The organism is Lysinibacillus sp. FW12, assembly GCF_050817245.1.
GTDB classification, from domain to species: domain Bacteria; phylum Bacillota; class Bacilli; order Bacillales_A; family Planococcaceae; genus Lysinibacillus; species Lysinibacillus irui.
Map to the genome: position 1 here is coordinate 4,388,444 of NZ_CP139094.1, position 22,550 is coordinate 4,410,993.

Below are 22,550 nucleotides of genomic sequence, written 5' to 3' on the forward strand. Positions count from 1 at the left end.
TCCTATAAATTAGCTAATCGTAATTGTAATAATGGCACAAGCTCATTGGCTACTTCCATTGCTGTAACGCCTTTAGCATTTAAGTTTTGAATAATTACCTGTACACCGCCATTATTTGAAGCTGTTGGCTGTGGTGTACTTCCTGCAGGCGTTGTTACAGCAACAGGCGTTGATTGTACCATTTGATCTACATTATCGATTGATCCGCCAGCTGCTCGAATCCTTTCAGATTGTCTAGCTGGAATAACCATTTCATCTTTGTGTAATTCTGCAATGTATCCATCGTATGGCACACGATTTAAACCACTAGCATGTGATCCTGAAATGAAATTACCCACCTTGCTTGCTGCACCACTAATAGCCCCTCCAATTTTCGAAACCCATCCTGGTACCTTAAAGCTCATAATTGCATCTTTAAAACTATTAAAAACTCTTTTCACATCGTCAAAATGTTTATATAACGTTATACCTGCAGCAATGATCGCTCCGAATGGGCCAGCTACAAGGGCCAGCAATGGATTATCAAGTAATTTTTGCCACAATTCACTCGCTTTTTGTTTTACGAGATCCCAATTACGGTATAACAAAACACCTGCCGCAACTATTGCAGCTATTCCAACGACTACCCATGTCAAAGGACTGGCAAGCATGGCCGTATTCATGGCCCATTGTCCAGCTGTTGCTAGACCCATAGCTGTTCTAAACCCTTGAACCATAGTTGTTACTGTTTGAATGACTTTTAAAGTACCCATTCCTGCAGCTACAACCCCAACAGCTGTACCAACGCCAATAAGTGTCTCTTTAATTGGCCCCCAATTTTCACGAACTGTATTACCAAATTCAAATGCTTTTTCTACGATGCCTTGAATTTTAGGCACCAATTCATCGGCTTTCTGTGCAACTGCTCCTAAAAACTCCTGCGCTCCTGCACCATATACAACATCGGCTATTCCTACCTGCAGCTCTCGCCAGGATGAAACTAACCTATTTTTAAGACTCCCTTCCACTTTTGCGGCTGCGTTATCTGTTGCACCTTCAAAGCCTGTCATAGCGTCTTTTGCTCCAAGCATTGCATAAACGCCTTTTGCTTCGAGATCTTCAAATTTTGTACCAAATAACGCTACTGCTAATTGATTAGCCTCAACCTTGTCGTCCATTCCTTCAAGCTCTTTTGTGACAGCCCCAGCAACATCAGCAACGGTAGCCTCACCTCTATTGAAAGCCTCCCATAAATCAAAAGTTGATTTACTCATGGCTGAAAAGGTTTCGTCTGTTGATTTCGAGCCATCTTTAATGCGGATCTGAAACTCTTTCATAACATCGTTTACATAATCTAAGTTGTATACGCCAGCTTTTGCGCCTCGCTCCATGATCCCGAAATATTCTTCTGCCGAATACCCCATAGCTCCAAATAAGGATGAATACTCTGCAACATTATCAAACATTTCATTACTGAAATTAAGCCCTCGTTGTCCACCCGCAGTAAATAAGTCAAATGCTTTATCTGCAGATATGCCGAACGCTTCCATCATATTGTTCGTACCGCGAGTGACTTCGTTTACATCAGAATCAAAAGTTTTACCTAATAACATTGCTTTAGAAGTAACATTACTAAGTTCCCCATCATCGATATTGTGCATATTTTGTTTTACTCGCGCTAAAGCATTTGTTACTTCATCAATGTTTTCACCGTACCCTTTTTTGAACACATCTTTTGCAGCACTTCCGTACACTTCCATTTGTTCTGCAGTTGCCCCAGTTTGAGCTTGTAAAGTTGAAAAAGCTTCATCCATGTCAAAGATGGACTTGGCTACCCCTGCCCCTAATGCCGCAACCCCTGCACCACCTAAAGCAGCCGCACCAGCTCCAACCGTTTTAAATACATTGACAGCACCTTTGCCGAATCGTTCTATTTTATTACCTACTTGTACAATACCTCGGCCAAAATCATCGGCTCGATCACTGGCGCGTCTTAAGTTGCTAGAAAAGTCACGATCTTGTAGTGACAGGACTGCAGATATAACCCGTCTTCCCAATTCCTCACCGCCTTACATAAGAAAAAAGCTAAAGCATTTGCGCTCTAGCTTTCATTTCCATTTCTTTTTCTTCTAAATACTTTTCAATACTTGCCATCATGAATAACTTTTCGTCATAAGGTAAATTCAATAACTCGTCAAGTTTACGCCCTTTTTGTACATAGTGATGAAGAAAATAAAAATCATCATCACTATCAATTAGTTTTTTATAGCTTTAACTCCGCCTTTTTTATATCCCGCAAGTTCGAAACCAATTTCAGACAGTAAAGAGATTTCACCTGGTTCAAAAATCTTAGATACAATGTCAGTCGGTAATGTACAGCCATATGCCTTTTTTAATTCAGGATCTTTTAAATTTGGCTCTATCATTGTGTTAAAAACCATATACTCGTCAGCGTCCGTATCATTGTTTTCATCTCTTGCCATTTTCATGGTATCTACGCATAAAGATTTTTCAGGTTTACGCAAGACTACTTCAACGCCTAAACGTTCTACAAACACAATCTCTGTAACATCATCCTTCACCTGGTATTTTTCTTTCTCTTTCATCAAATCTGTAAGTGTTAATCGTTTTTTAGTTAATTCACTCATTCCAATTTCCCTCCGATATATGTTTTAGGCTGTAATTGAATCAATAAGATCATAGTCTGCAAAACTAAATGGTAATTCTTCTGTGCCAATTGTTTTTTGAGCGAATTGCATAAGCATAAATTCACTAAACGTAACTTCATTAATAGCAACTCGCTCCGAACCAAAAGCATCAGGATCAGCTAATTTACCCACTATATTAATATCAGGAATAATACCTTTTTTAACTGCCTCTGCTAGCAAATTAGCCCCTCGGCTATACACTTTCTTTACTTTTAAATTCCCTTCGCCTGTCCAACCTGTCATTTTTTTACGTGTCGCCAAATCTTCGGCCATGTTGACATCTTCATAATCGATTGTCACTTTAGCTTCAAATTCTTCAACATCAAGCCATTTTTCGTTGTTGATCCATACGCTGCCAAATGATCCATTAATAACGCGATTAGATTTAATTTTTTTACTCACGTGTCAATCCCTCCTTTAAATAGCAATATCCATATCTAAGTCCTCAATAGCATCAACAATTTTTATATTGCTTGCTAAGAATACATTCTTTTTAAAGGACATTTCTTTTACTTTTTGATCGTCCCAATCTGTCGTGTCTTGGCCGATACCTTCCCATGCTAAACGTTGCTTTTGTACGTTTATTTCAGCTTTATTATCAAAGTTCGGATCAAGTATTTCCTCACCTTCCAAGCCGTCATAATAAGCGTTGATAGATCGAATAAACAACACTTGATTATCATAAATATTGTTGTGTTTACCGATGTAATGTTTATCAAATGTGGTGCGAATATCATCTTTAATTAAATCTTGTACTTCCATGACACGAATCGATTTAAAGTCTTCTGTCTTTTTGCCTGTTGTTGTTGTCAGGCTGTTAATCCCTCGTCCGATTTTAATGTTTTCGCCATCGTTAATAAGAATAAGTTCACCATTATCAACAGCCGCGTCAGGATCTTCAATTTCTGTGATAGCATCGATCTCATTCAATTCGTAATAGGTAGATGATCGGGTAAATGGTAAACCTGCTAAGATGCCAGCAATTCGTGCTGTATACTCTGCAGTCGTATAATCTTTTTCACCGACTTTGATTCCAGTTGTTGTGAAATTAATGATTCCTTCATGATCTGCCTCACTGTTTGGCAATACTGCCTTGAACGTTTTCTTATTAATGTCACGCTTTGTTTTAATCCAAGTTGCAATATTTGTTGTATCCTTGTCTTCGATGCCTGGTACGGCCAAGTAATTGAATCGCTTGTTATTCAAGCGTGTTAATGCTGCGTTATAATCCGTTGCTGTTGTTGGCAAACGTTCAATAATAATTTTGCTTGGTGTACCCATAAACGCTAGATGAATGTAATCTAAACTTCCAGGCGACCATCCATCTGTTGGTACTTCTTCAATGCTTTTGTAAGTCACAGTATCAGCAGTTTGTACATCGTCTTTTAGAACCAAAGCAACAATACCTAGTTGGCTTCGCTTGATTGCTGTAACGGCTTTACCTATAAACTCAATATTAATTTGTGGTAGGCCCATTCTTTAATCCCCTTCCTCATCATCCAATTCACCCATAAGCTCAATTGGATATTTTTCATAAAAGTCTTTGCCATTTTTAATTTCATCTTCAATATTTCCGCCTGAACTGCCCTCACCATATTCACGGCCATCAAAGAATTGAATATCAAATTCAAACTGCAGCACACCATCTATTTCATCAAAATTAGGTTCGACTATATCCAAATGGCGATCTTCTACAGTAAATTTAAGATCAAATAAATTCCCTAAAGCTTCTTGAACATCTAACAATTCAATTGCGTTATCATCGATTGTTGAAGGAAAATAAAAAATGCGAACCGTGCAAGACTTTTCAACTTGTGTTAAATAGCCCTCACGCTTCACATTATCTAATTCCACTTTAAAAGATGGTCTTGTAAAGCCATCCTTTACAGATTTACTTGATACCTTCAATCCGTTGAAATTTGCTTTTAAATTTTTGGTCACTGTTGCCCTAATATTTTCAAATGTAATCATAGCTTTTTCTTCCTCAATAATTCATCTAGCCATTTTACTGTCTCTTTTTCAACGTCACCTGAACTTTCAAATTCGCGCATACCTTTATCAAGTACCTTCTTACCTGGCACAAAATCACCTGTTTCGTTTCCTTCGTGATCTACCATTCTATGGCCATTCTCAATTAAATGAGCGTGAGGTGCTGAATTAATAACACGTACAACTAATTCACCTTGATAACCAACAAAAACTTTGCCTCGTTTCCACTTTTTATGATAGGTGCCTGATTTTTTCTTCACTAATGAACGTCCTTTTTTAGCAACTTTAGTTCTTGCTTTCGAGCCAATTTTACGCATTAATTTTGGAGCTTCTTTAGGTAGTTCCCTAGTGGCAACGTCAAATAAATCTCTTTGAAAGTCTGTTAAGCCGTTCATTTGAATACTCATTGCAACACCTCCTGGACAAAGATCTCTAGCCATTTGTTTTCAAAATAAGGATTTAAAATATATTTAATCTCAAATATATGTTCCTTATATTGAATCTGCATTTCTTTTGTAATGTCTTTCCCAGCTGTGTAACGTACCTTAATTTTATGAGTAACATTAGTAAGGATGGTATCAGCAACTTGTTTATGAAGTGATCCTGTTTGAGGTACTATTTCAGCCCATATTGTTTTGATAGGTCCAAATTTATAAGTTGTTTCTCCTAACCTATCCTCAACCTCAACATTACCCAAAATACTAATTCTTTTTTTCAGTTTATTGACTTGTTGTTTCGGCATCATCATACGCCTCCAAAACTATAAAAGGTGTAATTGCATCAAGCGCCTTTTTTAATTCATCTTCTGCAACGCGGTATTCGTACATAATTCCCGCAACCATTAATACCAAATATTCTTGTTCGGAACCTGTTGCTTTTTTCACATACCGCCTGGCATTTTTTAAATAAAAGGACAGTAAAGTATCTCCCTCACCATCCTCATGAATATGTTCCTTAAATTGTTCTAATAGTTCGTCCATCTAATCAGCTCCCTGGTTTAGTGGCTCCTACTTCATAACGGTAAACCGCTGGCTCAAATGGCGAATAGATTAATTGACCATCAATAAGATTGTAAATTTGGAAGCCAATTTTATTTGTTCCGCTAAACTTCTCAATTAATTTTTGTAATTCCATTCCGCCTTTAATTTCTTGAATGTAGAATGCAGAGAAGTCACCAAAATAGAACACTGGCTTTGTTGGATCTTCGCCATCAACTGCATCCGTGAAGTCTAAAGGATGCCCTAGCAATTTGTAGCCTGCTCCATTTGGTGCTTCATAAAGTAATGGGCGACCTGTTGTATCTGTCATACCTTCTAATACCGTTAATGCAGCACGGTTTACCATCCACATTGATTTTTTTAGCACTTCTGTAACAGGTTGACCCTTCATTTTAACTAATTGAGCATATAAACGTTGTGACCACCCATCTGTATTAAGTGACACCGCATCAGACTCATAGTAAGCAACTGCTTTCTTTGCTAAAGCCCCTGGGTTTTCGTTTCCTACATCATCACCATTAAACATGTAATTGATTTCTTTACGGACATACGCCTTTTTCAATTCATCAATAACAATTTGTTCGATATTTACACCAGTACGTTTTAATAATTTTTTCGTGATTGTGGCAAGTGCATCAAATTCAGCTGGATCAAGATCGATAGAATCAAATTCGATGTCTGTTTCTGTAATTTCAGCTGTGCGCTCTTTCTTGTTTACGTTAGCTGCAGCCTTTTTAACTAGTACAGGATATTTAATATCGGCATCTGTCGGAACATAAGTGCCATATTTTCTTAGTAAATTGGCTTCTTGTGCATAGGTAATGACTTCTTTTGAGATAACCTGTGGTACTGTTACAGAACCATTCCCCACCTCAATACCAAGTGAACGAGCCTCTGACTCCGAAATGTTACCGACTACAAAGTTAGCAAACGCTGAACGAATTTCAGCTTCGCGTTTCTTAGTAGATTTAGCGTTACGTGTTGATAAAGCATTTCCGATAGCGTTAATTGCAGTTTGTGCCGATTGCGAAATGCCACTTCGTTTTTCAGGATCAGTTTTTTCCTTATCTTCCTCCTCTTCTTCCTCTTCTTCCTCGTCAGGATCATTAGCGCTTCGATTCTCAGGATCTTCATTACCTGGATCGTCTTCTAAATCAGCAAGCGCTTGTTCTGTTTCTGTAAGCTCTGCAGAAATTTCCTCGATCTCAGCGGTAACACCTTCGATTGCATCCTCTGCCATATCACCAGCTTCTAATTGTGAGCGTAGTTCTGTTAAACGTCCTTTTAAACGTTTCTGTAATGCCTTTAATAGTTTTTTATTCATGTTTGTTTTCCTCCAAAACTGAGTTTATTTTTTGTATTAACTTCAATCGCAATTCAATCGACTTATTGGCTTCTTTGGAGCGCAATGATACTTCTGTATCCTCATACGCTGGAATACTTACGACACTAATTTCATGTAACTCTACGGTGTTAATTGTTCGAACAGGTATTTCAGGTTCATAATCCCATGTTTCACTTGTAGGAACAAAACCGAACGAGCATTGCGAAATATCACCACGTCTTAAACTCTCTGATAAATCCCTAGCCAACGTTGTATTTGGCAAATCAACTTCGAATTTAAGCCCTCTAGCATCCTCTGACAAGCGCAATGTTCCGCTCTTGGTTCTTCCTAAGACATTGTTCCAATCGTGGTTAAATAAAGCGCGTATGTCGTCATTTGAAGCAATTGCATCAGCAAAAGCGCCTGGCGCTATAATTTCTGTAAACATGCCCCATATATCTGTTGGTGAATTAAATACAGCTGCATAACCTTCAATCACATTTGACTCACTATCGCCCTGGCTTCTCGTTTGAAGCCCCTGTATATCAAGCGTCCGAATCTCCTTTTGCTTGGCCACCATCGTCACCCCCCTTCAAGCTGTCGTCTGTCGCTTTATTAATGTCTTCACCTGCAATTAAATCCTTCGAGATATAAAGCTTCATCGATTCCTCAGTGAATAAGCGATCAAAGCCTAATAAATTATCGCGAGCATCATCAGGTGTTGCGACCATTGTTCTAACCAGGTTGTAAGCAATATTTGTTTTCGTGCTGTATGGTACAAAGTCCAAAATATTAATCTTGAATTTCAGCCGTAAATTCGAATTTGGGCCGAAAAAAAGAAGACTCAAATGGTCTTCAAAGTTTTGCATTATGGATTTAACTGACTTGTTGTGTAAGTACATCATGGCTTTCTCTAAATCTGTCTTTAACATGGCTCTGTAAGTCTCAACATCGATATTTAAGAACTTTCCAAGATCCTTTTTATAGACATTTAAGTAAGAAAGTATTTTGGCATCATCGATTGGGCTTTTTAATTCATCGATTAAATAACCTTTCCCTAAAGGGATGAGCTTAATAGTGCGGCTATCATCAATTCCTTCTAGTTGATCCAGGATCGAATTAATCAAAATCGATTGTGCGCCATTTTTCGGATTGATATGAGCATCTAGTTTTAATAAGAATGCTAGAATGCCGCCCTTTTTGTATTTATCTGTTAGCACCTTCTCAGCGCTCATAACACCTTCTAAGGTGTCTTTACCTAGTTGTTTTAGGCCGACACCTGTTAAATGATTGAGGCCGACATTTTTAATATGCCGAATCATTGTTGAAGGTATTTCAGTACCGTTTATTTTGAAATGTTCCTCTAAATTACTGTCCAATTCACTGTCTACATTCGATACAATATGAATCTCCTTACCTGTGTAAAAAGGATAAACCTCACCCTCTACTAAATAGGTGTTTACCATCAACTTCATAAATTCTGTGCCTGTTAAATATTTGTTCGGATTACGTAGCAGTTTTAAAATATGATGGTTCGTGATGTCCTTGCCTGTTTCCTGGTCTTCTACTACTACCTGGGCCAATGCTATTTGATTACTTATGTCTTGCATCAATTCATACACATCACTGGAATGTAAAATATTTTCATCATTAGCAACCCAACCATTTACACGAACACTTCCACCTAATGAATCCTCAATTAAGCCTCGCTTTTCAACTTGTCGTACTAAATACCTTGAAAACCTATCACGTATTCCCACTATCTCACCTCACTTTATCGATAAATTGATTTCACATATTCGTCTAAACCGTCCATACTTTCTGCCATCATGTTTAATGTCTCTTTATGAGCAATTAAAAAAGCGACAAAGCCGTCGACATGTTCTGGGCTTTTTCGCTTGGATGGCGCTTTTAAATTATTTATATTCGTTATAACTTTGGCATTGGATGCACAGAAAATAAGTAATGGATTATCTGTTATGACTTTATCCTGTAAAAGAAGTATTTCAAAATCATCAAATGGTTCATTCATTACAGCTGGATACTGTGGCACTTCTACACATGGTATACCTAACATTTCCCACTGTTCAACAAGCTTTTCCGCCAATGCAGGATCATAATTTATTTGTCTTAAATCAAAATTATCAAACACCCACTCGACATATTCATTTACCATATCTTCACTTACTGTTTTACCAGGACATAACGTCACAAATCCTTTTTCTGCAAGCTCTCTGTATGGAACATTTCGCTGCAGTTCCTTTTCTTCAATCCCAAACTCAGGAATAAAATACATTTGTTTTACTTTTAAGATTGGTTCGCCATCATCATCAAATGTCGGTACGTTAATATCCACACACGTTAAATCGGTACGCCTTGATAGATCGACACCAACAACACATGTTAATCCTTCAACCTCTCCAAGATCATCAACAAGCATTTTTTCCAATTGGTCAAGATCGAAATAGGTTTCGGCATAATTGACGAATACATTTAAGTGTTTAGATAAAAATTCAGCACGGTTAAAACTGTTGTTTTGCGCTTCTTTAAATGCACCTTCTAAAAATGTCATGTTTACAGAAACACCAATATTCGGATTTACCATGCGCCACACTTCGCGATCTTCCCAATCATAGCCCTTGTTCGGTTCGTATATCATTACAAACCATGTATCATCATTATCGTTCTTCATAGCTTCTTTTGCATAAGCATGAATCTGAGCACCTAATGCCCCTGTTTGTTTTCCAGCCGTTGTTGTGATGATGTTCAAAGGTTCATCCTGGGCAATCTGTGCTGAACGTAAATTATCATATTGTTCACGATCCATTTGAGCATGTACTTCATCAAAATAGTTGATGTATGGATTTTTACCCTCGTTCCCTGCGTTATCTTTAGTGAGTACCTTCAAAGTATTTGCGTACTTAATTCCATCCTCAACAAAGGTGTATTTAACAGATCGAATAGTATCTTCCTTACCCTTGTATATTCGAGTACCTGGTCTGAGGTCAGGACTGTTTTCTATCGTAAGCGCAATAGGAATAGCAGCATTTTGACATTGTTCAAATGTATTTGCAGATATGTAGAAGTCAGCGCCTTTAACACCCTCGCCGTACATCCCATAAATTACAGGACTGCCCCCCATAATTGTTTTGCCGTTTTTCTTTGGCACTTGCAGATATGCATTTCTTATTACTCGCACAGCTTTTCCAAATTCATTTTCTCGCTGCCATCCGTAAATGTTAGCGAAATAAAACTTCTGCCAGGATTCCAAAATCAAAGGTTGGCCAGCCCATCGCCCTTTAGCATGTTTCAAAAAAGTTTCAGTGAAATAAAGCATGTCATTGGCTTTATCATTATCAAACCAAATATCTTTTCGCTTCTTCCACCGTTTATAGCGCTTCACCATTAATTTAATGCTGTGTGGATAAGCTTTTGGATTAGAATCAAACTCTTTTACAAATTCATCAGCATAATTTACTTCAAAATCTATCATGATCTCATTTTCCTTTGTCTAAACTGTACAAGTTTACTACTTTCACTTTCAGGCTCAGGATCTTTTTTCTTTTCCTCGTCACCTTTCGCAAGTAATGTTCCTGATTTTTTAATGAGATCTTTATTTTTGCCATCTAATCCAAGTTGGCCAAGTAATCGGGCTAATTCTTTTCTAAGCTTTTCAGTATTTTCACCAACGTCTTTTGCCTTTTCATATTCTTCGAAACAATCCAGGTACACTTCAATTAACAAATCCAAAGCAGGTGAATAGGTTCCAGCCTCAACCAATGAGTCTATTATCCGTTTGTGCTGCAGTTCACGACTAGAAGGTTTACTTTTTGTCACACTTTCATTTTCCTCTACTGTGACATTCTGAACTAAGCCCAATTGTTCAAGCCAATTATAGCGACTTTTCCATTTTCTAACCGTAGACTCTGCAGCACCAACAGCCGTTGCTATTTCTGCATTTGAAAGACTTCCTTCACTCTCTTTAAAAAGCTCAAATGCCTGTTCATGTTTTTTGGTCAATACCTATTCACCTGCCTTTGTCACACTTAATTTTTTTCAAAAAATCTTTTTGAGGCGCGCAATTACATGCTCATACGGTCTACAGCAAAATGGCCAAAAAATTAAATTGGTAGGGGGGCTATCACCATTTAAAATTATGTTTTGGCTTCGGTTTTGTCTCATGTTCAACGATCATGTGACATGTAGGACACAGTGTCGTGACGTTGTTAGGATCAAGCTTCAAGTCTGGACGTTCATTGATCGGTATGATGTGATGATGTTGTGCTGTCTTACCAAACACAAACTTATTACATCGTGTACATCTTCCTTTATCTCGCTGATAACATTCAGCCTTTAAATCCCTCCATGCCTCTGTGCTATAGAACGGCTTATTACTGGCACCTACATTCCTTTTCTTCCTTCTATGCTTATCACAGTACCGACCTTTGCTGATTAGCTGTCGGCATCCTTGCTCACTACAATACTTCAATCTTCATCAACTGCTAACTGTTCTTCGATATACTCACGAATAGTATCAGGCTTCTTTAGATTACCTGGTACTTCGATATTGTTTTCTTCTGCATACTCTCTCAACTGTGTAGCAGTCATGCCATCTAAATTAAATAGTGGTTCAACTACTTGACCATTAATGACAGTGGTATCTTTGCCATTTGATAAGTCTATTCCTATAATCATAGACTCTGGACTTTCAGTAACTTCAAATGCTGGCTTTTCACCTGCAGGTACAAACAATATCTTTTTAGCTTCACTATCCCAGTATTCAGTTCCATTAGCTGTTGTGCGAATTGGTACTTTCATTATTAATAGCTCCTTTCAATTTTAAATAGAATTCTTCCTAGCAAAATGTATTTGCTAGTTAGTTTTCTTTATTGTTTTCTTTATTGTTTTCTTTAGAGATTTTGCATATATAGAAGAAACTCGTTTCACTAGACGCTAATTAGCGACATTACTAGACGCTAATCCGCGACACTACTAGACGCTAATCCGCGACATAAAAGGTGACGCTAATTAGCGACAGTCAACACTATGAAAATGAAAAAGGAATCAACTAAGGTCTCCCTTAATCAATTCCCGATGATATTAATTTAACATGAATAAAACCAAATGCTTCATTTTTAATTGCTAATATTTTCATTTTATTTTTCTAGTTTTTTTCTATTATTTTTCTACATTTTTTCTACACCGTACGAGCAATGTTTAGATCCAAGGCTAATTTGTAAAAAGCTTTCCAACGTATTTTGTCATAAGTAGTGGCAGAAATAGGTGGTTGGAATTTAAAACAATAGACTTTCATATCAGTTAAGTACTCGGCATCATCAGCCATGTATCTTGTTTCAATCAAGAATCTTTCCATCGGTGGCAGCCTTTTTACAGCACGTTCTACACGCTCACAATATTTACGTCTTGCACTCTTTTCGTCAACGTTGTAAATAGCTACTGAGCCTGTTTGATCACTTGTTAAATTGCCTTTACCTCCACCAATGTCATTAATATGTGATGTGGTAGCTGCTTCTTTTTCTTCAAATGTTAGATGTTTAAAAATGCGGTATTTTTCTAATTCTCGCTCGACAGCTGCTTGCGTTGCTTTTCTATCTAATTCAGGCAATTCAAAATCCAAAACAGATTTCCCCCTTCTACAAGAAAGATACCCTGGCATCTACCAGGGCAATTAGTATCAATCTAGTAAATCATCATCATTTTCTGTCTCATTGACATCTTCAATGGTCAATTGATCAGTTGGTACCGACACACTTCCATCTCCATCAACCTTATATTCAATACCCTCATGCTCTTCCTCAAATTCTTCAATGCTCATTTGGCTTTGTTCAAGAGAAAGCTTCACATTAAAGCCTGCTTTTGGATATAGTTTGATAGTCTTTTCCTCACTATCGCCTTTGGCTTCAAATTTCAGCACGACTTTCTTGCTATCGCGCTGAACAGATTTACACTCTGCAGATAATTTAACATCACCAATTCCAATTATTACAATGCTACCTGCCATACCAATTAATTCAGAGTTATGAGGTGTTTCATCACCTAATACATGGAACTCTATAACTTCTTTTTTATCATCCTTTTGTATCTTTTTAAAAAGGACATCTATTTCAACTTTAGCCATTCTTCACACTCTCCATTTCAATTGTTTTATTTCCTAATATCGATTTAACTACCTCTGCTTGATAGACAGGACAACCAATAAAATCAGGTCTATTAAACTGGTACATGATTCTTGCAATTTGAGCTAAAATATATGCATCTACAACATTGTCGCTTTTATGTGAGAAGCCAAAATGATCTGTTACAGCTTTCATAACGACTTTTTTCTTTTCTGGACCAGTAAGGCGTTTTTTATCCCCAACTTCGCCTGTGAAGCCTGTTACACCTACAAATTTCTTAACAGCATTAGGAGCAACTTCATAGTATGTAAAGCCTCGTCTAGTTAGAGACATTCGCATACCCCAACCAATCCCACCAAGTTGTATGCCTTGCTGTGTTGCAAATCCAAATCCCTCAATTGTAATGATGTCACCCTTTTGCATGTGGGCCATAACTTCGTCAATAAGGGTAATCATTCGATAAGGATCTTTATCACCTATGCCTGTTAATTCTTTGGCTCTTAGTACCTGGCCATTTTCATCAAGTGCAACAAATCCTGTTTTAGTCGATGGATCTAAACCAATGAATCTCATAACGATCCTCCATTTTTTATTTCAAAGTTGGTGGATATACACCTTTGTTATTGGAACACTAGCGAATACTAATATGGCCATTAATACACCTGACATAATAAATGCTGCTGCTAAAATGTATCTTGAAGGTGTATAGATATTAAAAAGAACCAATAATCCTAAGACAATCCAATACATAATACATAGAATTTGGAATAAAACTTTTGCTGTATGCAATGTTATCAACCTTCTTTCTATTGCTTATCCAATTCGATAAACTTTTGTTTCCACCCCATAAATAGCAACTTAAATTCATTCATCCCTACATCTCGACCTTTTGCAAAAAACTGTTGTATGACTTTCCCTTGTGGCATTTTGTCAGCTGGATCATGCCATAAAAATTCAACAATATCAGCGTCTTGTTCAATAGATGATGATTCTTTCAAGTGTGATAGCTGCGGCTTTTTTACATTGTCGCTTTCCCTGGTCATTTGAGATAACATCATAAAGCAACAATTCATATCACGCGCTATCTGCTTGGCAGTAGTCGTTACATTTCCTATTGCTTGCGCCCTAGTTTCATTTTTTCTCTGTGGAATTTTCATAATTTGCAAATAGTCAACAGCAATCATAGCTATTTGTCCGTATCGCTTTTTAAACCGCCTTGCTGTTGCTCTCACTTCCTCGATTGTGACACCACTTGAATCTTGTACGAAAATCGGCAACTTCTCCAGCTCTTTATACGCATACTCAATCATGCCCAATTCTTCTACCTTAAGCTCTTTGTTTTTTATGCGGCCATATGCAATCCCTGTTGAATTTGCTATCATGCGATCATACAACTGGTATTTGTCCATTTCCTGACTAAAAACAATCACTGGCCCACTTTTTGCAACCCCCATAATTCTTTGAAGTAGCATAGCTGTTTTGCCAACACTAGGACGTCCAGCGCTAACAAACAACCATCCTCTCCAAAGACCATGCGCCCACTTGTCATATTGTTTAAATCCAGTAGGAATAAATTCAGCTCGTTTTAAAAGATGTTCAAAGTACCCTTGTCGTGTATCCTTTAAACTTTGCATTTTCCCATCATCTTCGGGCCTTACTTCCGAAGCTAGTTTTTCAATTTCAGCAAAATAATCATCGTCTGTTTCAAAATCTTCATGGACAAGATTCATAATTTTTTGCCCTATTTCTGTTCCACGTCTTCTTATAGCCCTTGAACGAACAATATTGGCATAAGATACAACATTCGATGCAGTAGGACAGGAAACGGCTAGTTCTGCTAAATAAGAAATGCTTACTTCGTCCATTTTATTGTGTTGCATGTACAATTCGGTAACTGTTGTAATGTCTATAGGTTGGTTTCTATCATCCAACCATTTCATTACTCTGAAAATTTGTTGGTGACGTGCGCTTATGAAATCTCTTGCTTCTAAAAAAACGATGTCATTGATTACATCAGGTTCAAGAAATATAGCTCCCAACACTGATATTTCTGCATCAAGTTCATAATCAGTTGCTCCAATCAAAGTCATTCGGATCATTCCCATCTTGCATCCAACGTTGGAACTCTATTTCTTTATCTCTCGGATCATATTGAGACTTTTGCTTTGGTTGAACAGGTTTCTTTTCAGCATTCATTTTTATTGCTAGTTCCATAAACTTATCTCTTAGTTTTTTTGCGGATAAAACATTGGTACGCCAAAATGAATCTTGCGTTACCCAATCCATAACTTGTTTTGCCAAGTGCTTATCAACTTGATCTATTTCAATTAGCTTTCGCATATCATCGGCCCAAGTTTGCATATTGGATTTTTTAATTAAATGAGATATGCCAGCCTCATTTGCAACTGCAGCAACTTTTTCATGAAAATAGACTGCCATTTTGTAATAGGAATTTTCTTCATCGTATTTTAATTTTTTAACTTGCTTAGTTTGTTCAGGGATTTCAGGATCTACCTCTTTAGATGGCATCTGTTCATCCCACTCTTTGTAATTTTTATTAAATCCCATGATTCTCGCTCCTTTTGAACCAATTCCAATAACTGAAATTATGTTTCTATCAATCAATGCTGCTAGTTCTCTATTTACTTGTGTTCTATTGGCATTAATTGCTTTTGTTAAAAAGCTTGTGGACATTTCATTGGTCTTTCGCTGAAAACCATAAGTATATCTCCAAATGGCCAACACCAAACGGAATTGTGTGCCATTGAGATTGGTCTTCATGATATGATCGAAGATTTCATTGGCAATCCGTGTATGCCCATTTTTGAGTTGTGGACTTGCCATGATCACTCACCCTATTCATGCTTTCAATTGGCTGCTCATGTATTCAATGAGTTCCTCTGAAAATTCCTCAATATCTTTGCGACTACTACCTGTATATGGTCTGTTTAACCACTCATCAATGCGATCCGCAACTGATCCAGTAACACTTTTAGATTGAATGGACTCTAATTGCCTTTTTAGCTCTATGTTTTCAATTTGTAATCTCAACATAGCAGTTAAAATTAATTCATAAGGATGCATTAAATGACCTCCAATTCGTAGTGATTGCCTGCTTTGTATCCTATTTTCGATAACTCCCTATTTACGGTCATTTCCGCAAGCGTAGGGAGGTTGTTCTTGCTACTTAAGTGTGTAAGATAGATTCGTTCACCTTTGCCTACTACAAGCTCTCTAAGGGCTTGTGCCGTTTGTTCATTTGATAAATGGCCAACGTGACTCAATATCCTCGCTTTAACGCTGTTAGGGTAATCAGAAGCTTCAACCATTCTTGGATCATGGTTAGCTTCGATGATGTAAATGTCACTATGCCTCATGGCGTTCAACATGCTTTTATCAACCAGGCCAGTGTCTAAGCAAATAGATACTTTAAAATTATCTAAAGTCCATACAACATATCCCCTCGGATCGATTGCATCGTGATGAACATTAAAATGGCTTACTATAAAGTGGCCGCAACCGAAAACACCTCCAACTCCAATCGGTCTAATTAAATCATCCTCAACAGTAGTGATGTTTTTCCATTCACGCTCGCCAGCATAAACAGGAATTTTATATTTATTGGCCAATGGCAGCCCTTTAATATGATCGCTATGTGCATGTGTAACAAAGATTGCTTTGACACTACTTGGCGATATACCAACTTCCAATAGCCGTTTCTCTATTTTCGTTTTAGCAATGCCTGCATCGATAAGAATGGTAGTTTCATTAGTTGTTAAAGCTATACAGTTTCCACTTGAACCACTTGCTAAGATGTCAACTTTCATTTCCTACCCTCCAGCTCTTTATGGCACCGTGAGCAGATTTCTAGCCCACGGTATAGGTTGTATTCATTTTCATTCATTTCTTGCCCACACAGCTTACAATCCTTATTTCTCTCATAAACTATTGTTTGTGGTAGTTTCATAGTTTTTACTCGAGTAAATCGTCATCATTGTTAGGTTGTGAATCGAGCATTTCGATATTTAAATCTAGCAATTCAATCAAGCCAACCATTTCAGCCTCTGTTGCTGTTGCAGGATCAATATTTGGAGCATTTTTATCCAGGTATTCTTGTACAGCCTTTTTCGTTGTAATGCCAAGCTTCTTCAATCTTGCATTAATTTCCTTGCGTAATTCGTCAGCGCGAGTTAGTACAGGCTGTTCAACTGGTGGCTCTAACTGTTCCTGATTAGGTGTAATATCTTTACGTACTTGTTTAACAGGTTGCGGTGTATCATTTGGTGTAATCGTTACATCTTCAAATGACAATCCATATTGTTTTTTCAATGCACGTTGCTGAACATGTTTGCCAAACATGTCACTTGTCCACTTATTCCAGTTATCTTTATTTTGGCCTGTGAACATATGAGCAACTTCGTCAATGTCCATAATGACCGTTACAGGTGGATAGCCCTCACGATAAGCAACTGAATAGGCTCCAATAATCTTTCCACGCGGAAACCCTATTTCGTGTTGTACCACTTCCATTTGCTTTGTTTCTTTATTCATAGCAATTTTAAATTCGTCATTTTCATGCACCATTTGTGTATCAGGTGGAATAAAGCCCTCTTGTTCTCGCGCTTTTGAAAGATAAGCCTCTGCTGCAAATTGAATACGTGCTTGATTACCATATTTGATAAAGAAAATTTCATTTTTAAATGGGTCTAAGCCGTATGATGCAGCTTTATGAGCAAATAATAGAAATTCCTGATCATTAGCTGTAGGTGCAATCGAATTGCGAATGACTTCTAATACTGCAGGGGCGAAAGCCTCCGTAATTTCAGGTGTTAAAGTTGGTAAGTTTCTGTTCATTAATAGCGTACCTCCGTAAATTTATTAAGGCCGTTTTTGACCTGTTTTTTCATACTTTCATATGCTTTGTCATAAAGTGCATCTATATCTTGTCCAGGCTCTACCGAAATTGTTACAGCTGCATCTACTTTCACATTTTCAAAGTTTCCTAGATTTTTGGTGTATGTGTAGCCGACTGTGATTTCTTTAGCATTCATTCAGACATGACCTCCAATTCTTTACCTTCAACAACACGGCTAATGATTAATTGTCCATTCGGCTCTTTGAATTTAGTAATTGTTTCAGCATTATCTACAAAACAAGGAACGATAAGATCACTTTGCTCTGACAACACATCACGAATTTCAAGGCCCGCCCTAGTTTGTTCACTAAATGAAAGTTTCATATAGTCTTTACCATCCATTTGGACAATGAAAGTTGGTTTATCTTCACCTGTCGTCTTCACTTCTTCAAACAGTTTTATTGATAAATTTTCGAACAAGTCTTGAACCTTCTTAACTTGTAATTCCGCCTCTTTTGCCTTGAAATCCTTAATGGCATCCAGGAAAAAAATAGACTCATTAAGGGATTCAAGCGTATCTTTTTCATTAGTTTCTGCAGCAACAACCTGCTCTTTTAATGCTTCATACTGCTTATGCTTTGAAATCTCATATTCTATTGGATTTATCTTTTCTTGAAGTAAGCGAGCTTTTTCCATTTGCTCTGATACATCGACATATTCTAGTGTTTTAAGTTCTTCTTCCAATGCTTTTCGTTCATCTACAACTTTTTGGAATTTCGACTTTATTTGTTGAATACGTTGCTCTTTTTCTTCCTCTACAGCATTGATAGCTTCATCTTGTAAAGGTTGGTGACAAACACGGCAAGTATCTTGTATCCGTTCACTTTTGAGCTGATTAAAGGTTTCTTTGATACGATCACGTTCTGTTGTTAATAATTGAATTTCGGTATGAAGCCTGTTAATTCGGCCGTTTGTATCCTGCGCTTTATCTGTCACGGCTTCTATAGCATTTCGTTCTTTAACAAGTTGATTCAATTCCACGTTTAACGAATCCAAAGGCACAGTTGGAGCTTGTTGTTCTAATTGCTCTTTCAATGTTTTTGTCCGACTTTGTGCAGCTATATACTGCTTTTCCAGTTTGGTTTTATTGGATCGATGAATCTTATCTAAATCTTCTAAAGAATGTTTTTTGACTAATGTGGCCAACTTGTCCGCTTGTGGCTTGGTTAGCTCTTTTAATACCTCTTTATTTGCAGGTGCAGTTGTATATTTTAAAATCATTTGACGCTGCTTTTCCCAATGTAACGTGAAGAAGTAACTCGGATTAAACAGTGATAAGAATAAATCCTTATCAAATAGCTGCTCTACTACCTCATTAAATTCAGTTGCTTTGGAAGGTACCTCATTTACATAGAACTTATTACGCCCATTCACAATTTCACGGCCTAAAAGCAATTCTCCATCTTCAACACTTAAATGTAGTGTTACAAGCGTATTGTCAGCCTGATATGTTATTGGTGTTGGATCTAGTTTGCTCCCAACCAAGTCAGTACCGTATAATAAGAATGTAATTGCTTCACCAATGGAGCTTTTACCTTTTGCATTATCCGCGAGGATCTTAGTCATGTCGCCAAACTTAACTACGAGATCCTTGTGGCTTTTAAAATTTTGCAAGTTTAATTGATTGAATTTAATTTCCACAGGGTATTTTCCTCATTTCGTGATATATTAAATTAATAAATTGTTGGTTCTAGGTCACTTTGCTAAGTGGTCTTTTTTCATTCCAGAAGGATTCTATTCCCAATCTAAAGGTGCTTTTCTTACGTGCATTAGCTAAACTCTGTTCTTTAGACATGATGGGAGTTGTCGCTGCTTTCATGACATCCCATTTAAAACGGTTTACTCTTTTTGAAAAAGTGCTATAGGATATTCCGTTTTTCTCAGCCAATTCAATAATTTCAATTGGATACTTCCTTTTTTTACTTTGATTGGACTCCCCAATTTTTCGTGTTGCTGCCGTTTCAAAATCCCAACCACTAAAAATTCGATTTTTAAATGTCTTGTATGGAATCCCATTCACTTGTGCTAATTCAAGTGCCCATAATGGATATTTTTTATGTTTCTGAACTGCTGTTGTGAGTGCTTTTTGTTTCGACCAGCCAAGACTTCTAATCCGATATTCTAAAGTGCTATTACTAATTCCATTACTAATTGCTAATGCATAATCTTCTTCAGTAATGTAGTAGTCATAAGGATTTCTAGACATGTCTATCACCTCTTTACCATTTCAATTGTTCCTCGTTGCCATTCCGCAACAAATTCATGAAACTTCCAACCTTTATTGGCCATATTGTGTTTTACGAAATAATCACCTAAAACCTCTAAAAGACAATCATTCACTTTTATCACCTACCGAATTAATTTAATTGCACGATCAATAGTTTCTAATGCAAAACCACTTTTAGCACCTTTAGACAACTTTTTAAGAGAAGCAATTACATCTTCTTTCTCTGTTTCAGGTTGGTATTTTTGAAGGATAACTTGATTTCCATTAGTATAAATTTCTAATGAATCTCCTTCTTCAATACCTAAAGTTCTACGTGTTTCCTTTGGTATAACCACACGACCTAAATCATCAATTTTACGAACAATACCTGTTGATTTCATTAACAATTCACTCCTTTGATTTTTAAGTTTAATGCTGCAGCTACATACCTAATGCCCTGCTTTACACCTTCTTGGTGAACTGCCCAAAAGTTACTCACCTTAGCGTTATATAAATCAGCAATTAATTCTTCTGGAGACTTTACAACTACATACTCACCAAAACAAATTTGAACTGCTTCCTCTAGGCTATAATGAGCTTTTAGTAAATCGGCTAGATTACCTGCATGAACACTTGATGCAGATGTTCCATAAAATACATTTCCTATTTCTCGTATTAAGAATGCTTTGTTAAGTACTTCACACTCCTTAACAGCATCTACGATTTCCTGCGTAACTTGTACTTTGTCCATTAAAGACACCAACCTTTCAACTAGTTAATCGCATGAACAACGCACGATCATTATTAGCTAAGGCCTTATCAATCAGATGTTGACGGTTCATTTCTTCAATTTCATTTACAAGATTGATAGTATTTTGACTTAATAAAACACCGTCTTCTTCTACTAAAAGCCCCTCTTGTATTGCAAGTGCTGTAACAGCCTTCAATATAGAATCAAACACCTAATTCACCGCCTACCATTTAATATTTAGACCTAAACCCGAAATATGTTTCCCAACTTTATAGCCGTTCTCTAGTAGTACCTGTTGGAAGATGGCAATAACTTGATGATTGGCATTGTTGTAATATGTGTACTCACAAAGACCTTTTTCAGCTTGATTTTCAATGCCTTTAACGAGGTTTTTGAAATCATCACTTTGCAATGCGTCAGCCCTTAATTTGTCAAAGTTGCTGACACTTACTTTTTTCATTTCAGCTGCAGGTTGTAGCTTCATCCCTTTTCACCTTCCTTGTATACTGCATTGTCATGGGTTTGAGCCTTTGACACGTTTTTCTGTGCCTCTATTTGGGCATTCTGTGCATCCTCAATGTCTCGCCAGTAATCAATTTCACGGTCATAAACATCAGCATGAGTGTTGCCTATACGCAATCAATCACCGCCTTCCAATGCTTGACGAGCAATATGTCCATGATCCTCTGTTATGTCACATGGAATAGGTTCACCTATGCAATAAAGCTCATAATGTTTTTTATCAGCGTAATATGAAAGTGCCTGACGTAATCTATTAATCTCACTTGTGACGATATGCTGTAATACCCCATCCACACGCTCACCACGTCGGGCATAATGATTAACTGCTTCAATTGCGTTCATTGTTTCTGTCACCTCTATTCACACCATTCCTTATCTACTGTGTCTAAGAAATATCCTTTACCATTTACCATATAAAAAGGTATTTCTCCAAATCTCGAACCTACGACTGGAAATATCACTTTCATACCATCTAATACTTCTAAATGACTATTTAGTGCCTTTTTTACACTTAGTGATGCATGTTGTTTAAAGCGCTTTTTGCTAAATCGCAATAGGTTCGCTACTTTTCTAAGCGTTGATTGCTTTTCCTCTGCAGACATTGCTAGCCACTGTAGGTTGGTTGTGTTCATTTGGGTTCACCGCCTTCTGTATTAGTGATTAACCAATGCTCAATTGTAGGTCTGTGAAACAAAATTCTTCCTCTCACTTTTGTATGAGGAATTTCTTTTTCGCGCGCCATAGTATAAATAGTTGTTTTACTAACGCCCAATTCACTTGCAACTTCATCTACCGACATAGTGAGTTTTTCCACATGCTTCACCTCACCTAATCCCAAAAACTTGTATGATTTTAAGTACCAACTCATTAGCACGCGGACCTGTTTTCTTACCTGTTAAAACTTCCTGTACATACACAGGTGTTTTGTTGACCATTAACCCTAGTTGTTCATAGGTCATGTTTTTACTTTCCTTGTATTCAAGGATTCTTCTGCGTGCTTCCATTGTTTCTGGCATACTTA

36 protein-coding genes are annotated in these 22,550 nt (G+C 37.3%); all 36 read right to left on the reverse strand.

What is annotated here, in order from left to right:
• Positions 1-2: 2 nt before the first annotated feature.
• On the reverse strand, positions 3-2,036 hold the full coding sequence (locus SJW71_RS22440; protein WP_431811573.1) for a phage tail tape measure protein: 2,034 nt from the start codon (positions 2,034-2,036) through the stop codon (positions 3-5).
• 198 nt (positions 2,037-2,234) lie between these two features.
• On the reverse strand, positions 2,235-2,627 hold the full coding sequence (locus tag SJW71_RS22445; RefSeq protein WP_431811574.1) for a phage tail assembly chaperone: 393 nt from the start codon (positions 2,625-2,627) through the stop codon (positions 2,235-2,237).
• Positions 2,628-2,651: 24 nt separating this feature from the next.
• Positions 2,652-3,089, reverse strand: coding sequence for a phage tail tube protein (locus SJW71_RS22450; RefSeq protein ID WP_431811575.1), 438 nt, complete (start codon positions 3,087-3,089; stop codon positions 2,652-2,654).
• A gap of 15 nt (positions 3,090-3,104) precedes the next feature.
• The gene (locus tag SJW71_RS22455) at positions 3,105-4,163 is read right to left on the reverse strand and encodes a phage tail sheath subtilisin-like domain-containing protein (protein ID WP_431811576.1); all 1,059 of its coding nucleotides are present in this window, start codon (positions 4,161-4,163) and stop codon (positions 3,105-3,107) included.
• Positions 4,164-4,166: 3 nt separating this feature from the next.
• Positions 4,167-4,658 carry a phage tail terminator family protein gene (locus SJW71_RS22460; RefSeq protein ID WP_431811577.1) on the reverse strand — a complete coding sequence of 164 codons (492 nt, stop codon included), beginning with the start codon at positions 4,656-4,658 and terminating at the stop codon, positions 4,167-4,169.
• On the reverse strand, positions 4,655-5,083 hold the full coding sequence (locus tag SJW71_RS22465) for an HK97 gp10 family phage protein (RefSeq protein ID WP_431811578.1): 429 nt from the start codon (positions 5,081-5,083) through the stop codon (positions 4,655-4,657). Before SJW71_RS22465 ends, SJW71_RS22460 begins: the two co-directional genes overlap by 4 nt.
• On the reverse strand, positions 5,080-5,424 hold the full coding sequence (locus SJW71_RS22470) for a phage head closure protein (protein WP_431811579.1): 345 nt from the start codon (positions 5,422-5,424) through the stop codon (positions 5,080-5,082). The genes SJW71_RS22465 and SJW71_RS22470 overlap by 4 nt, the downstream gene beginning before the upstream one ends.
• Positions 5,396-5,656 carry a head-tail connector protein gene (locus tag SJW71_RS22475; protein WP_431811580.1) on the reverse strand — a complete coding sequence of 87 codons (261 nt, stop codon included), beginning with the start codon at positions 5,654-5,656 and terminating at the stop codon, positions 5,396-5,398. The genes SJW71_RS22470 and SJW71_RS22475 overlap by 29 nt, the downstream gene beginning before the upstream one ends.
• A 4-nt stretch (positions 5,657-5,660) precedes the next feature.
• Entirely contained in the window at positions 5,661-6,998 is a 1,338-nt protein-coding gene (locus SJW71_RS22480) for a phage major capsid protein (RefSeq protein WP_431811581.1), read from the reverse strand.
• Positions 6,991-7,578, reverse strand: a complete 588-nt coding sequence (locus SJW71_RS22485; protein ID WP_112117153.1) for an HK97 family phage prohead protease — start codon at positions 7,576-7,578, stop codon at positions 6,991-6,993. Before SJW71_RS22485 ends, SJW71_RS22480 begins: the two co-directional genes overlap by 8 nt.
• A complete protein-coding gene (locus tag SJW71_RS22490; protein ID WP_431811582.1) occupies positions 7,544-8,758 on the reverse strand; it encodes a phage portal protein in 1,215 nt (404 codons plus the stop codon). Before SJW71_RS22490 ends, SJW71_RS22485 begins: the two co-directional genes overlap by 35 nt.
• 14 nt (positions 8,759-8,772) lie before the next feature.
• On the reverse strand, positions 8,773-10,491 hold the full coding sequence (locus SJW71_RS22495; protein WP_431811583.1) for a terminase large subunit: 1,719 nt from the start codon (positions 10,489-10,491) through the stop codon (positions 8,773-8,775).
• Entirely contained in the window at positions 10,488-11,018 is a 531-nt protein-coding gene (locus tag SJW71_RS22500; protein ID WP_431811584.1) for a phage terminase small subunit-related protein, read from the reverse strand. Before SJW71_RS22500 ends, SJW71_RS22495 begins: the two co-directional genes overlap by 4 nt.
• Before the next feature lie 121 nt (positions 11,019-11,139).
• Positions 11,140-11,487, reverse strand: a complete 348-nt coding sequence (locus SJW71_RS22505; protein WP_328004266.1) for an HNH endonuclease — start codon at positions 11,485-11,487, stop codon at positions 11,140-11,142.
• A complete protein-coding gene (locus SJW71_RS22510; RefSeq protein WP_431811585.1) occupies positions 11,484-11,816 on the reverse strand; it encodes a hypothetical protein in 333 nt (110 codons plus the stop codon). The genes SJW71_RS22505 and SJW71_RS22510 overlap by 4 nt, the downstream gene beginning before the upstream one ends.
• 379 nt (positions 11,817-12,195) lie before the next feature.
• A complete protein-coding gene (locus tag SJW71_RS22515; protein WP_431811586.1) occupies positions 12,196-12,636 on the reverse strand; it encodes an ArpU family phage packaging/lysis transcriptional regulator in 441 nt (146 codons plus the stop codon).
• A gap of 57 nt (positions 12,637-12,693) precedes the next feature.
• Positions 12,694-13,137 carry a hypothetical protein gene (locus SJW71_RS22520; RefSeq protein WP_431811587.1) on the reverse strand — a complete coding sequence of 148 codons (444 nt, stop codon included), beginning with the start codon at positions 13,135-13,137 and terminating at the stop codon, positions 12,694-12,696.
• A complete protein-coding gene (locus SJW71_RS22525; RefSeq protein WP_431811588.1) occupies positions 13,130-13,708 on the reverse strand; it encodes a hypothetical protein in 579 nt (192 codons plus the stop codon). The genes SJW71_RS22520 and SJW71_RS22525 overlap by 8 nt, the downstream gene beginning before the upstream one ends.
• A gap of 21 nt (positions 13,709-13,729) precedes the next feature.
• Positions 13,730-13,924: a hypothetical protein gene (locus SJW71_RS22530; protein ID WP_431811589.1), complete on the reverse strand. Its 195-nt coding sequence runs from the start codon at positions 13,922-13,924 to the stop codon at positions 13,730-13,732.
• 17 nt (positions 13,925-13,941) lie between these two features.
• The gene (locus SJW71_RS22535; RefSeq protein ID WP_431811590.1) at positions 13,942-15,234 is read right to left on the reverse strand and encodes a replicative DNA helicase; all 1,293 of its coding nucleotides are present in this window, start codon (positions 15,232-15,234) and stop codon (positions 13,942-13,944) included.
• The gene (locus tag SJW71_RS22540; RefSeq protein WP_431811591.1) at positions 15,203-15,979 is read right to left on the reverse strand and encodes a replication protein; all 777 of its coding nucleotides are present in this window, start codon (positions 15,977-15,979) and stop codon (positions 15,203-15,205) included. Before SJW71_RS22540 ends, SJW71_RS22535 begins: the two co-directional genes overlap by 32 nt.
• 15 nt (positions 15,980-15,994) lie before the next feature.
• Positions 15,995-16,219 (reverse strand): hypothetical protein, encoded by a 225-nt coding sequence (locus SJW71_RS22545; RefSeq protein WP_431811592.1) that lies wholly within the window; start codon positions 16,217-16,219, stop codon positions 15,995-15,997.
• The gene (locus SJW71_RS22550; protein WP_431811593.1) at positions 16,219-16,962 is read right to left on the reverse strand and encodes an MBL fold metallo-hydrolase; all 744 of its coding nucleotides are present in this window, start codon (positions 16,960-16,962) and stop codon (positions 16,219-16,221) included. Before SJW71_RS22550 ends, SJW71_RS22545 begins: the two co-directional genes overlap by 1 nt.
• A gap of 145 nt (positions 16,963-17,107) precedes the next feature.
• The gene (locus SJW71_RS22555) at positions 17,108-17,989 is read right to left on the reverse strand and encodes a RecT family recombinase (protein WP_431811594.1); all 882 of its coding nucleotides are present in this window, start codon (positions 17,987-17,989) and stop codon (positions 17,108-17,110) included.
• Positions 17,989-18,186, reverse strand: coding sequence for a hypothetical protein (locus SJW71_RS22560; protein ID WP_431811595.1), 198 nt, complete (start codon positions 18,184-18,186; stop codon positions 17,989-17,991). The genes SJW71_RS22555 and SJW71_RS22560 overlap by 1 nt, the downstream gene beginning before the upstream one ends.
• Positions 18,183-19,691, reverse strand: coding sequence for an AAA family ATPase (locus SJW71_RS22565; RefSeq protein WP_431811596.1), 1,509 nt, complete (start codon positions 19,689-19,691; stop codon positions 18,183-18,185). Before SJW71_RS22565 ends, SJW71_RS22560 begins: the two co-directional genes overlap by 4 nt.
• Before the next feature lie 49 nt (positions 19,692-19,740).
• Positions 19,741-20,256, reverse strand: a complete 516-nt coding sequence (locus SJW71_RS22570) for a hypothetical protein (protein ID WP_431811597.1) — start codon at positions 20,254-20,256, stop codon at positions 19,741-19,743.
• A gap of 143 nt (positions 20,257-20,399) precedes the next feature.
• Positions 20,400-20,657 carry an AbrB/MazE/SpoVT family DNA-binding domain-containing protein gene (locus SJW71_RS22575; protein WP_431811598.1) on the reverse strand — a complete coding sequence of 86 codons (258 nt, stop codon included), beginning with the start codon at positions 20,655-20,657 and terminating at the stop codon, positions 20,400-20,402.
• Positions 20,657-21,007, reverse strand: a complete 351-nt coding sequence (locus SJW71_RS22580) for a hypothetical protein (protein ID WP_431811599.1) — start codon at positions 21,005-21,007, stop codon at positions 20,657-20,659. The genes SJW71_RS22575 and SJW71_RS22580 overlap by 1 nt, the downstream gene beginning before the upstream one ends.
• Before the next feature lie 16 nt (positions 21,008-21,023).
• Entirely contained in the window at positions 21,024-21,218 is a 195-nt protein-coding gene (locus tag SJW71_RS22585) for an IDEAL domain-containing protein (RefSeq protein ID WP_431811600.1), read from the reverse strand.
• 12 nt (positions 21,219-21,230) lie between these two features.
• Positions 21,231-21,491: a hypothetical protein gene (locus tag SJW71_RS22590; protein WP_431811601.1), complete on the reverse strand. Its 261-nt coding sequence runs from the start codon at positions 21,489-21,491 to the stop codon at positions 21,231-21,233.
• On the reverse strand, positions 21,488-21,646 hold the full coding sequence (locus tag SJW71_RS22595) for a hypothetical protein (protein ID WP_341385425.1): 159 nt from the start codon (positions 21,644-21,646) through the stop codon (positions 21,488-21,490). The genes SJW71_RS22590 and SJW71_RS22595 overlap by 4 nt, the downstream gene beginning before the upstream one ends.
• A complete protein-coding gene (locus SJW71_RS22600; protein ID WP_146750719.1) occupies positions 21,647-21,871 on the reverse strand; it encodes a hypothetical protein in 225 nt (74 codons plus the stop codon).
• 14 nt (positions 21,872-21,885) lie between these two features.
• Complete coding sequence (locus SJW71_RS22605) at positions 21,886-22,161, reverse strand: hypothetical protein (RefSeq protein WP_112117132.1); 276 nt, start codon at positions 22,159-22,161, stop codon at positions 21,886-21,888.
• On the reverse strand, positions 22,158-22,343 hold the full coding sequence (locus SJW71_RS22610) for a helix-turn-helix domain-containing protein (RefSeq protein ID WP_112117131.1): 186 nt from the start codon (positions 22,341-22,343) through the stop codon (positions 22,158-22,160). The genes SJW71_RS22605 and SJW71_RS22610 overlap by 4 nt, the downstream gene beginning before the upstream one ends.
• Positions 22,344-22,353: 10 nt before the next feature.
• Complete coding sequence (locus tag SJW71_RS22615; RefSeq protein WP_112117130.1) at positions 22,354-22,545, reverse strand: helix-turn-helix transcriptional regulator; 192 nt, start codon at positions 22,543-22,545, stop codon at positions 22,354-22,356.
• Positions 22,546-22,550 lie beyond the last annotated feature (5 nt).